We start from the raw sequence: 11,507 nt of genomic DNA, 5'->3' as shown, positions 1-11,507 counted from the left end.
ATCGAGCGGTTAATGGCAAAATCGTCAGAAACAATATGGAAAATCGAACCGCATACGCAAATAAAACACGAAATCCTGCGTCGTTACTTAGGAGCGTGGTTTGGCATCTTGGGGCAGAAGATCCCTCGTATCATGTATCTAGATGGTTTCTGCGGTCCCGGGCGTTATATAGGGGGAGAAGATGGCTCACCTATCATAGCATTGAAAGAAGCCATAAAACATCATTCTTTATTGCAGAACAGCGAGGTTGTGTTCCTTTTCATTGACACAAACCCGGACCGAATCGAGCATCTTAAGCAAGAAATCGCTCTGCTAACCATTCCACCTAATTTCAGGCTTATCGTAGAAACTGGCGAATTTCATTGTATTTTGGAACAGATTTTTGACCAAGCAAGACGGGCTAATTCTAATCTTGCTCCAATTTTTGCCTTCATTGATCCTTTCGGTTTTAAAGGTCTCTCCTTTGATTTGGTAAAGCAATTATTGCAGAACCCGCATACAGAAGTATTCGTTAATGTCATGATTGACTTTGTAAATCGTTTCATCGAACGCTCCGATCCACAAACACAGCAGCACATTATTGATCTGTTTGGCACCCGCCAGGTTTTGGATGTAATTCGTTCAGGTGGGGATCGATTGGAAGCCTTACGCCGTTTATATTTATCACAACTCCAAAATCATGCTCGGTTTGTACGATATTTTGAGATGAGAGACCAGCGAGATCGGGTACTCTATTACCTTTTCTTTGCAACTAACCATCCGCTTGGTCATGCTCGGATGAAAGAAGCTTTTTGGAAAGTTGATCCTGAAAGTGGGTTTAGATTTTCGGATGCGACAAATCCTAATCAGCTCGTGTTGTTTGAAATGGATTCGTCTAATGCCTTGTCTGAACTAATCTTATCTGCTTTTACCTCACAAAAAGTCCAAGTAAGTGAAATTCGGGTTTTTGTTGAAAATCAGACGCCTTATACAAGTAGCCAAATGAAAAAAGCATTAAGACTTTTAGAAGAACAGGATCTCTTATGTGTGAACCCTAACAAAGTTTGTGGCAAGAAACGACGCAGAGGTGCATTTCCAGACGATGCGGTTGTCGAGTTCAAAGTCGATATATAATACAAGAACATTTGTGCCATAATTATTACAGGTGTATCGATAGGAGGAATTCTTATGGCTTCCAATTCTGCCATCGAATGGACAGAATCAACCTGGAATCCGTTAACGGGTTGCACAAAAATTAGTCCGGGATGTAAACATTGCTACGCGGAAAGAATGGCTAAACGGCTTCAAGCAATGGGGCAGTCAAATTATCGTAACGGTTTCGATCTTACTCTACATGATCATGCCTTAGAAATTCCTCTAAACTGGAAACAACCGCAAATGATTTTTGTCAATTCGATGAGTGACCTTTTCCATGAAGATGTCCCGCTGGAGTTCATCCAAAAGGTTTTCGATACGATGACTAAGGCCCACTGGCACACTTTTCAGGTACTTACCAAGCGCTCTGATAGATTATTGGAACTTGATAAAGAACTGTATTGGCCTGAGAATGTATGGATGGGAGTGAGTGTAGAAAATCAAAACTACGCATTTAGAATAGACCACTTACGGGAGACACACGCCGCAATAAGATTTCTTTCACTCGAACCATTATTGGGTCCTCTTGTAAATCTAAATCTATCGGGGATTCATTGGGTAATTGTAGGTGGTGAATCTGGACCAGGAGCTCGCCCCATTCAAGAATCTTGGGTTTGTGATATTCGAGATCAATGCCTAGATGCCAACGTTCCGTTCTTTTTCAAACAGTGGGGAGGAACAAACAAGAAGAAATCAGGACGAAAGTTGGACGGCCGGACATGGGATGAATTGCCCAGATTAGCGTTGCTATCGAACCAAGCTTGAAGAAATACTGCAAATAATCAAAATTTCAAACGTTGCTGCCCGGCGGTCAGCGAGAGGTCGCTCTCTTCGGTCAAATCGGTTTACAAAATAAAACAATTATGCTATAATGTAAACCAGAGACACGCGAAAGGAGGCGATAATGACCATCGGTCAGCGCATCAAACAGGCCCGTAAGGCGAACAATATGAGCTTACGAAGCCTTGCAGAAAAGGCTGAGATCAGTGCAATGGCAATTTCGAAGTACGAGCGGGATCTGGATATCCCCAGCTCGAGTGTTCTGCTGCGTCTGGCGCAGGCGCTGAACGTATCGATGGATTTCCTGTTTCGTCCCTATACGATATCGGTCCGGTTACAGGCGTATCGCAAACATGCCGCGCTGGGTGTAAAAGAGCAAGAAGCGATTCAGATGCGGATTCAAGAGTGGCTAGAACGATACTTAGAGGTCGAAAGCCTTTTCCCGGATGAAAGACGCTCGGTTAACCTGCCCGTATATTCGATACAAGCGATAGAGCAGGTAGAAGACGTTGCTTTAAGTTTGCGCGAAAGCTGGAACCTGGGCCTTGATCCAATCGAAAACCTGACTCAAGTGCTTGAAGATCAAGGCATAAAAGTGGGGTTGGTCTCGGGGTTTGAGCATTTCGACTCCTGCACTTTCATGGCTGATGGTATTCCAGTAATCGTATCGAAGGCTGAGCTTCCTGGCGACCGGCAGCGCTTCAACCTGGGGCACGAATTAGGACACTTGATCTTGGATATTAAAGAAGAACTCGATCCCGAACCTGCCTGTCATCGGTTTGTCGGGGCTTTTCTGGTCCCGGCGCAGGCAGTCCGCTTCGAACTGGGCTCCAGGCGTACTACACTGGACATGAACGAGCTGTATTTGCTCAAGCACAAGTACGGTATGAGCATGCAAGCCTGGATCTTCCGAGCCAAAGAGCTAGGCATTATCTCAGAGAATGCCGCTACGAGGCTTTTCCACCGCTTTCGAGCCAATGGCTGGCATCGCCAGGAGCCGGGTGAGGCGCTATCTAGTGAAAAGCCTTTACGCATGGAGCGTCTTATCTATAGGGCTTTGGCGGAGGATGTAATCTCGCGTTCCAGAGCAAAAGAGTTGCTCGGCGAACCTTTACAACTGCACTGGGTGGCGGAGGCATTCCAACAGGATGGCGTTGCAGTCGGTTTTGGTCACTGACACCAATATTTGGATCGACCTCGAAGATGGCGGCGTACTGGTGGAGGTTTTCCGCCTCCCTTATCAGTTTTTGATCCCGGATTTTGCTATTCCAGAGCTCATTCGACCCAGATGGGAGACTCTAGAAGTATTGGGACTCAGAGCGCACGGACTGCCTGCTGAGCAGGTGGTTGAACTAATCCAATTGCGTCAAGCTCATCGAGGGCTTTCTATCATCGACCTAGCTGCATTGTTATTAGCCAAGCTGCTGGATGCAACCCTCGTGACTGGGGATCGGCGGCTCAATGAGCTAGCCAACGCTAACGGTCTTGTAGTGCATGGCGTTCTCTGGTTATTGGATGAGATGGTGCATTTCAAGGCTCTCACGCCAGGGCAAGCCGCCACAGCCCTCAGGCGAATGCTCGAATCAGGCGCAAGATTACCCGCCGAGGAATGTAGCGAACGATTAACGAGATGGTCATAATGACCAAAGGAGGTGATGAAGATGGGCAAAGCCAAAGCGCCAACCTATAAGCCGGGCCAGAAAGCTCCTGTTTCGGGGCAGTACGCTGTTGTTGACTCAAAGGGCGGTAAAACCGGTACTGAGGTAACGGTAACGAAAGGCGAAACGTTGCCCCCTACTCCGAAATCCGGTCAGGGCTTCGTGCTGGTAGACAAAACCAAGCATAAGAGCGACGAGTAGTAATCGGTGAGGGCTATCCAAGCCACCCCAGCATATCATAAGCAGTAACAGTTCGGCTTAACGCGACAACAGAATACTTCCAGGGATGTCTAAAAATCTTCCAACTCATTTATCGCGTCTTCTAAATCTTGCACCCCCGGAGTTGTATAAATCCGGGTCGTGTTCAAGTTGCTGTGCCCAAGCAACGTCGCAACCTTTTCCAGGGATACCCCTGCGTCGATTAAAGCTTTGGCAAAACTATGGCGCAGGGTATGAGGAGTAACCATTTTGAGCCCTGCTTTTTTCGCAAAGCGTTGTACAGCCCGCTGGATGGTCTTGCTCTGCACGCCTTCATTACGTTGGCCAAGAAAAAGCTCGTTGCTTTCTATGTCTGGTCTCACTTGCATATAATCGAGCAAAGCTTTGCACGCTTTGGCATTCAGCGGGATCTCGCGCCTCTTTGTACCTTTCCCCTCCCGGACGACTACGCTTCCCTTTCGCTCATCCAAAACAATGTCGCTCATACGCAACTGGATAATTTCTCCTACTCGCAGGCCGGCAAACAGGATCAGTTTTACGATCGCTGCGTCGCGCAGATACATTAATCGTAGGCGTGGGTAACGGCGCACGGCATCATCAACTTCCTTATCAACCGCTCTTAACAATGCTGCACGCTGTTTCTTATCCAACCACTTGGGAGCAAGCGCGGTTTCCTTCACAGCCTTCACCCCCTGGACTGGATTGCGTGCATTCTTTACATATCCTGCCTGCTCCAGCCAGTGAGCATAAGCTGCCAAAGCTGCCAACCGCCGGTTGATCGTTTTGGGTTTGGCAGCCTGGTCAAGAAGGTGCTGCTTATAATTGCGTACGGCTTCGTTTGTCAGAGAAGCAGGGATCAATGCTTCCCGATAATGCCCCTCATACCATTGGGCGAATAAGCGCACATCACCCAAATAGCCAGTGATTGTTACCGGCGAGCGATCCTCGGCTAACAAATACGCTTGGAATTCGTTCAGGTGCAGCGTGTCTGTCATCTTTCGGTCTCCATTCTTGTCGTGTATATTTTTGCCCTTTCAAGGGCGGTTTTTCGCTTTATGATCAAAGATAACCACCCCTCAGATTTCGTGGCTCCTGAGCCTTCCTGTTGGCTCTTAGGACGCCCTATGATTTTTGGGGTTTTCTCCAATAGGACGCCCTAGTAGGCTGCCCTATTGGGACGCCCTACAAATCGCCTCAGGACGCCCTACAGAGCCAAAGTTTCATGTTTTCCGCGCCGCCTCATCTGCGCGGCGTTTCAGATCCAGGTTGCACTCGAACTTGGGGCAGCCGGAGGCGGTCTTGTAGCCCCACAGGCTGATCGCCCGGCTCTCCAGCTGGTGCACCGGCTCGTAGAGCAGGAAAGCCACCAACTGGCTGATGGGCACGCCCTCCTTCTTCGCCAGCTGCTCCAGGCGCTTTTTCAAATCCACTGGCAGGTCGAGGTTGATGCGGTTGGGTTTGCGCTTTTCCGCTCGCTCGCGCTCCTTCTTCTTGCGGGATCGCTCGGCGCGCGCCAGGCGGGCTTCATCCTGGCGACGCTGCCCCTGCCCAAGCAGCGACTCGACCGCCGGGTCAACCGCGGGCAATTCTTCAAAACTGGTTAATCCTTTTGTGTTCCTGTTCATAGCCATTCCTTTACTCGTTCTAAAACTTGTAGATATCCGCCCACTCGCCGGTTGCCTTGCTCGTAACCAATCAAGGCTTTGGCATTCGGGGCGTAGTCCCACAGCGTCTTCCCGTAGCGAGTCGCCACACGGCATTGGGTATCTTGTGGGATTGGTGGCAACACAAGCTTGCCAAAAGTTTGTGCCAGGTGGATCAGCTGCTCATGGCTTTCCAAAGTGACTCTTTCGTAGAATGTAGGCAAAATGCCAGCCACCTGGCAGCGGCTGATTCGCCTCAACGCAGCCAGCGTTTGCAGGGCATCGCGCACACCATTCACCGCCAGCTTGTCGAGACGGGTGGGGATTAGCAGATAGTCTGCGGCGACCAGCGCAGCGAAGTGCAGAAGATCGGCTGAAGGAGCGCAGTCCAGCAGGATCACGTCATGCGCAACACTTTCCAGCACATCCGCCAGGACGTACTCTCGCATGGTTACACCAGCCAGGGTTTGTTTCAAAGCAGTAGTGCTCTTGTCAGAGCGGATGACATCCAGATGATCTAATCCGCTCGATGTGGTGACCTGGTCGATTGGAACGCGTAAATCAGGTGAAAGCAGCCGGCGAAGGTCATCATTGTGCGGCAAGCCCAGGCTGTCGGCGACATTGCCCTGGGTATCCAGGTCAATCAGCAAAACGTGATATCCGCTTTTGGCCAAACCTGATGCCAGGGTTACTGCGGTTGTTGTCTTCCCGACCCCACCTTTTTGGTTCAAGATTGCTATTGTCGTATGCATATACTTACTCCTCACCAGCTTGATGTGCTTGACGCGGTTTGACCATCTTGACTGTTTGACAAGGAATTGGCATTGCTGGCAAAAGCAGCCAGCAATGCTTTCAATTTCGGGGTGATATAGCGAGCGTTCTGGCGAGACGGATCCTGGCGCAGCCAGCCACGTAGCTCCCAACTCTCTACCAGCGAACGCGCCCCACGCTCTGGCATTCCCCATGACACAAGCAGCGGGATGGACATCTTGCCCTCGGCTTCGTTCAAAGCGCGCTCCACCAATTCCTGCTCTTGACGACTAAGCACAGACCTTGGGCCAACCTGCCCGAACATGCGCTTGTCCAGGTAAAAGGTCTGCACCAATCCCCAACGGTCGGTACATGCCAGTCCAGGGCGACTCTCCGGAATACGCACCGCTTCCGGGCAACCCATCGCACGGGCAGCTTCCAGGCTACGCACCCGGAAGCAGACTGCGGCGCTGACCTGGTCACGCACCCGACCTACCACCTGCTTGGTAAAATCCTGGGCTGCGAATACCAGGTGGACGCCAAATTTGCGCCCACGCCAGCCTAACTCTGCGACCCGATTCGCAAAACTGCTCTTCGGACCACCCAGAGTGGTCATCAAAGCGCTGAACTCATCCAGCACTACCAGCAGCCGGGAGAGCGGGTCGCTTCCATGTCGGACGATTGTCCGGTTATACTCTTCCAGACTTTCAGGGTATCCGTCCATTTGCAGATACAGTCCTGCCCGATGGTTGCACTCGCCGAGGGCACGCTCGACTGCAGCTTGAGCTGCTTGCGGTGTCGTTGCGATTGGAGCCAACAAAGTTGGGTGATTGGTCAGCATCGGGAAGGTGGCGCCGTCTAAGTCCACCAGGAGGAGCTGAGCGCCTTCAGCAATCGCCTGGTATGCCAACAAACGCAGATAGACAGATTTCCCGGAACCTGTCTTGCCAGCCACCAACAGGTGACCAAGTCTCGACCAGGGTTGGCTGATCGTCTCGCCGCTGTGGTTGACGCCCAACTGAACCCAGCCATCCATCACACCGGGGAATGGAATTACTTTGGCAGGCGGGGAAGCGGGGATAGCGGGATGGCGTAACGCAGCCCATTCGAGTTAGAGAGGAACACCGGCAACCCCTGCAAATCGGTGCTCAGGTGATGCAATAGTTCGGGAGTGGTATAGGCTTCCAGACGCCTGACGCGGGGCAGATCCAGAATGGCAAAGAGCAGCACCATGCCCTGGGTCGAGGTGAGCAAAAATTCAGCAAACGCCGCTTCCAGGCCGCGCTGTTGCAGCACCTGCGGCAGCCGCTTCGCGACAATCTGCGCCTGGAGTTGGTAACGCCTGGATATGAAGTTGTTGGTTTCAAACATCATCGTCTTCTCCTTCCTGTAGCGCCTTTTGCTGGATACGCGGCAGCACATCTGAAATCCAATCCTTGACTTCGTCGGGCTCCACTATCCGGACATCGCCTAACAACAGATTTGAGGGAGGTTGTGTTAGGGCAGGTAAAGCGCGCCTGCGCGGAGGCTGACCGGGAAGGCCACGGCTGACGAGATCGACAGCCTGGTCACGCGCCTTCACCTGTGATTGCAGCTCAGGAGCAGCCAACTGCGGAGCTTCCGGTTGGCCTCCCTTACCGATCGACACGGCTGCGCCGAAGAACAAATCCGGGTCGATGACATTGCGCCTGCCATGGTCATCCAGGATCAGGATAGGTGCATCCCCACGCGGATCCCGCGGGATGGCGCGCCGGCGCAGAGCTTCTGTGTTGCCCCAGATCCAGGCCAGATACGCCACCAAAGGGACAGCGATTGCCAGGATCACCCAGGGAGCGGCGGCTTGAATTTTATTGATCGTGCGCTGACGCTCCGCCGCCATTCGAGCCATATCGGCTTGAGCAGCTTGAGCGGTTTGCAATGCCTGTACGCTGGCGACTTCGACAGTAGCCTGGTTGTTCCAGGCAGATTGGGTAGCGGTGCTCGACCAGCTCACTGCCATGGCATTGGCGGCAGCCGTGGCGGTTGCCTGACTGCTATCGGCTGTTGCGGTGGCGTTCCACACCTGTTGAGTCTGGGTGGCTGCTGCCGCAGCTCGGATGCTTTCTTCGGTCGCCTGAGCAGCGACATAGGCAGCCTGGATAGCATCCTGCGTCGCCCCTGCCTGGACGGTCGCCTGCCATTCGGCGGCATACAAAGCCTGCGCGGTAGAAGTCTGCACAGCCTGTACAAATTCCAGGGTCGCTCTAGCCTGAACTCCGGAGACATTGGGATCTGCGCTGATATAAGCAGCATCATCGCATGCGGTCAGTATCCCTCCAGCCAACATTAGAATGAGCAGGATAGATAACTTGTGGGTTTTCATGTGGACATCCTCACTAGCCGCATTTATCCCCACCACCCAGCAGGCAGTTGAGGTCGATCATCATCTTCGGATTCGACCTGGCTTTGCTGCAGAAGCTGGGTAAGCAGCATTTGCTGTTGGAGGAGCAGTTGTTGGTAAGGATCAAGAGCATCCACTCGCTTCCAGTGGGCGTTCGGCCCACTCATCCAGCGGCCATTGTTCTTTGGTTGAACCTGGCTGTGCTTCCAAACCTGGCGTTGGATGACAATATAGGCTGCCACACCAATCAGCAGAGCCACCACCAGGGTCAGGAGTATTAGGATCAACGTTTGACCTCGTCCCACATCGCTCAATCCTTGGGAGGCGATCTGCGCTGCCCGGGCAGCATGCTGAGCGGCGCGGGCAGCCTCGATCACGCTCTGCGCCTGGGCAATCTCCACAGCATTGTCGCCTGGCCCGCATGCAGCCGCAGCCAGTAAAACCAACAACACCAGAGCGATGAAGAAACCAATCTTTTTCATGTCACACCTCCATGTAACTGAACCAAATCACCAATTACCAAGGTCCGAAACCGGTATACCCAACTGATCAGCCAGCGTTCGCAGTCGTGAACAAGGTGTACCTTTCATTGCTTTTCGCCATACCTGGTTCCAGGGGCTTTGTCCTTCGATTTCTCTGAGGAGCATGTCCGCCAGTTCGTTGGCAGGCACCTCGGATAGCTGATCAAAGACGCCACCTGCACCTCGACTTGGGTCTGGGATTAATCGAGAGACAGCATGGGCGATGGGATCACGGATGCCATTTCCGCTTGTGCTGGCGGCGTAAAGCAGCCAGGAAACCAATGCCTGCGCTGTTAAACCATTTTCCAGGAGCAACTCCTGGTTCTTGACGCTTATTCGGTTTCGGAGGAGCAATTCCGATAAATTCCATTCCATGCCCACCACCCCCTTTCTGATTGTGCTAGCTGGAATTTCCAAATCGGATTCGATCTCGGAGCCGGTGGTGGTTGGCGTATTTTTCTTGTGATTCAAACCAAGTGCTAAGGTATTTAAACTGTGCCACTCGCGCCAATCAAAGGTGACATCCGCGCCAACCCTATGGGTGTCATCACCGCCAATGGGAGTGCCATTCGCGCCACGATCGGTGTCTATCGCGCCATTATGGGTGTCAACTGCGCCAATAAGATCGTTGCTATATCCATCCCTAATGGTGTCACTCGCGCCACTAATGGTGTCAATTCCGCCATTATGGGTGTCAACCGCGCCAACGGAGCCGCTGGTGCACTCATTCCTAATGGTGTCATTCGCGCCAATCGGCTGGCTATAGGTGTCAACTGCGCCAAACCCTCTATGGGCTAACGATTTATTTGCCCGGGTCTGGTCTTCATCGGTCATCGGTTCACCCAGGCAGACTTTGAAGCGGCGCGGCGATTCTTCCCATTCGCCAATCTCGTGGCTTATCTCGCGGACGAACCGGCTGACATCATCGTTGCGCAGCCATTCCCAGATCGTTTTGACGCGTTTCAAGCCTAACCAGCCAGCGATCTCTGCGTAGCCCTGTTCTACCCGTGCTTCATCCCGGATTTCGCCCGTGCGAGGGTTGATATAACAGCGGTCGCGCAGCAACACCACGAACCAACCCTGCCCATGACCCAGTTTGGGCAGCCATCGGGTCACGAAGTAGTGTGTGAGGAAGACCAGGTCTTTGGGCGGCATCAGGTGCTGCGCCAACTGATCGGCCAGTTCCTGGAATTGCTTGCGATCGTTTTCTGAGATTGGTCCGCACACGGCGCTCAGCACATCATGGACAGAATGAAGCTCGACGTTGACATCTCTCGACGATGGTGTATTCTCTTGCCAGGGGATCAGCTCATCTGCTGGGGTTTCTAAAGCAGCCCGGATCACAACCAGTGGGCTTTTCCCTCCAGCCAGGCGTTTGTACAGCCAGGCGCGGAGTGAAAGCTCATCCGAGGGAGTTAATGGCAAGGTCATCGCCACCCGGTAGAAGCGGGGAGTCCGATGAGGATGGTTATCATTGCCGTGCTGCCAGCGGGGTTTATCCTCGACAGCCGTAACCAAACCGCGTAAGCGCTGCCAGGTATCGGGTTTTGCAGAGTAGCGCCGGAAGGTGCGCAGGCTCATCCCGGAGTACCTGGCAACCTTCTGTGCTGGCGCGCCGAACTTCTTTCCAGGTTGCCTCGCAGCGCCAGCTTCGTAGGCCGCCTGGCGAAAGCCAATATACAGCCAGGCCAGCTCCACACCGAGCAGTGGGATAAAGCGAAGAAAATAGCCTGGCAGGACGATCACCTGGTCGGGGCGGACGATCTCGTCGTAGACGGATTGGTAGGCTGCCTGCAGCGCGAGCACATCCTGGTTTTGCTCAGGTGGGATTGCTATCTGTTGGGCATACTCGTCGCCTTCCGACTCCTCATATTCATCAACTGGCGCTTCAACGACGATAAACTGCACTTCCACCTGCTGGCTCAGGATACCTGTCAGCATGCGGGTCACCGTGCTGGTCAGGCGGCTTGCCAGCCATTCTCGGCCGTAGGCATTGGGGGTACCGATGGTGAAAACTCCATCTGCGTACGAGACAAAGCTGGTATCCCGCACCCAGGTGTCAAAAGAAGCCTTTGGCATACCCAGACGCAACTGGTCAAGCGCCATCTGCCACGCCCGCTCCGGCTGGATCGAGGAGCCGTTCATGATCGTTCTCTCCCATTTGGCTTCGGGAGTTCAGACGCCTTTTTGTATCCTGTTTTCTGAAGAAACTTGCCAATGGCATCCTCCGGCACACGGAATGTGCGCGGTCCAAATTGGATCGCTTCAAGCTTTCCATCTCTAATCCAGCGGTAAACCGTTTTAGGGTGGACACGTGCCCATTCCGCCACTTCGAGCACGGTCAGTAAGTTTCGGGCATTCCAGGTGCCCGGGGGTGGGTGGGTAGGTTGTGTGGTCATCTCCTTTTCTCCCGCCGGCTTTT

The 11,507-nt window shown here is 52.9% G+C and carries 14 protein-coding genes; 5 read left to right on the top strand and 9 right to left on the bottom strand.

Annotation, left to right across the window (positions count from 1 at the left end; all coding sequences use genetic code 11):
* Positions 1-12: 12 nt before the first annotated feature.
* The 5 genes from AC812_RS02505 to AC812_RS02485 all read left to right on the top strand — a co-directional run bounded on the left by AC812_RS02505 (position 13) and on the right by AC812_RS02485 (position 3,773).
* Positions 13-1,113 carry a three-Cys-motif partner protein TcmP gene (locus AC812_RS02505; RefSeq protein WP_061914273.1) on the top strand — a complete coding sequence of 367 codons (1,101 nt, stop codon included), beginning with the start codon at positions 13-15 and terminating at the stop codon, positions 1,111-1,113.
* Between the two features lie 54 nt (positions 1,114-1,167).
* Positions 1,168-1,899 (top strand): DUF5131 family protein, encoded by a 732-nt coding sequence (locus AC812_RS02500; RefSeq protein WP_061914272.1) that lies wholly within the window; start codon positions 1,168-1,170, stop codon positions 1,897-1,899.
* A 139-nt stretch (positions 1,900-2,038) separates the two neighbouring features.
* Positions 2,039-3,091, top strand: a complete 1,053-nt coding sequence (locus AC812_RS02495; RefSeq protein WP_061914270.1) for a helix-turn-helix domain-containing protein — start codon at positions 2,039-2,041, stop codon at positions 3,089-3,091.
* A complete protein-coding gene (locus AC812_RS02490) occupies positions 3,063-3,554 on the top strand; it encodes a PIN domain-containing protein (protein ID WP_061914268.1) in 492 nt (163 codons plus the stop codon). Before AC812_RS02495 ends, AC812_RS02490 begins: the two co-directional genes overlap by 29 nt.
* Before the next feature lie 21 nt (positions 3,555-3,575).
* On the top strand, positions 3,576-3,773 hold the full coding sequence (locus AC812_RS02485; RefSeq protein ID WP_061914413.1) for a YjzC family protein: 198 nt from the start codon (positions 3,576-3,578) through the stop codon (positions 3,771-3,773).
* Between the two features lie 89 nt (positions 3,774-3,862).
* Here AC812_RS02485 and AC812_RS02480 read toward each other — a convergent pair whose 3' ends face one another.
* The 9 genes from AC812_RS02480 to AC812_RS02440 all read right to left on the bottom strand — a co-directional run bounded on the left by AC812_RS02480 (position 3,863) and on the right by AC812_RS02440 (position 11,484).
* Positions 3,863-4,786 (bottom strand): tyrosine-type recombinase/integrase, encoded by a 924-nt coding sequence (locus AC812_RS02480; protein ID WP_061914266.1) that lies wholly within the window; start codon positions 4,784-4,786, stop codon positions 3,863-3,865.
* A gap of 225 nt (positions 4,787-5,011) precedes the next feature.
* Positions 5,012-5,416 carry a ribbon-helix-helix domain-containing protein gene (locus AC812_RS02475; RefSeq protein WP_061914264.1) on the bottom strand — a complete coding sequence of 135 codons (405 nt, stop codon included), beginning with the start codon at positions 5,414-5,416 and terminating at the stop codon, positions 5,012-5,014.
* On the bottom strand, positions 5,413-6,186 hold the full coding sequence (locus AC812_RS02470) for a ParA family protein (RefSeq protein ID WP_061914263.1): 774 nt from the start codon (positions 6,184-6,186) through the stop codon (positions 5,413-5,415). Before AC812_RS02470 ends, AC812_RS02475 begins: the two co-directional genes overlap by 4 nt.
* Before the next feature lie 11 nt (positions 6,187-6,197).
* Positions 6,198-7,220, bottom strand: a complete 1,023-nt coding sequence (locus AC812_RS02465; RefSeq protein ID WP_061914261.1) for an FtsK/SpoIIIE domain-containing protein — start codon at positions 7,218-7,220, stop codon at positions 6,198-6,200.
* Between the two features lie 17 nt (positions 7,221-7,237).
* Positions 7,238-7,558: a hypothetical protein gene (locus AC812_RS02460; protein WP_062158773.1), complete on the bottom strand. Its 321-nt coding sequence runs from the start codon at positions 7,556-7,558 to the stop codon at positions 7,238-7,240.
* Entirely contained in the window at positions 7,548-8,546 is a 999-nt protein-coding gene (locus AC812_RS02455) for a hypothetical protein (protein WP_061914257.1), read from the bottom strand. The genes AC812_RS02460 and AC812_RS02455 overlap by 11 nt, the downstream gene beginning before the upstream one ends.
* A gap of 23 nt (positions 8,547-8,569) precedes the next feature.
* On the bottom strand, positions 8,570-9,046 hold the full coding sequence (locus AC812_RS02450) for a hypothetical protein (RefSeq protein WP_061914254.1): 477 nt from the start codon (positions 9,044-9,046) through the stop codon (positions 8,570-8,572).
* Positions 9,047-9,073: 27 nt separating this feature from the next.
* Positions 9,074-11,230, bottom strand: a complete 2,157-nt coding sequence (locus tag AC812_RS02445; RefSeq protein ID WP_061914253.1) for a DnaA N-terminal domain-containing protein — start codon at positions 11,228-11,230, stop codon at positions 9,074-9,076.
* On the bottom strand, positions 11,227-11,484 hold the full coding sequence (locus tag AC812_RS02440; RefSeq protein ID WP_061914251.1) for a helix-turn-helix domain-containing protein: 258 nt from the start codon (positions 11,482-11,484) through the stop codon (positions 11,227-11,229). The genes AC812_RS02445 and AC812_RS02440 overlap by 4 nt, the downstream gene beginning before the upstream one ends.
* Positions 11,485-11,507 lie beyond the last annotated feature (23 nt).

Origin of the sequence: Bellilinea caldifistulae (assembly GCF_001306055.1) — a bacterium.
Classification (GTDB): Bacteria; Chloroflexota; Anaerolineae; order Anaerolineales; family Anaerolineaceae; genus Bellilinea; species Bellilinea caldifistulae.
The sequence above is the reverse complement of the archived record's forward strand: the minus strand, read 5'-3'. Positions and strand labels throughout refer to the sequence as shown.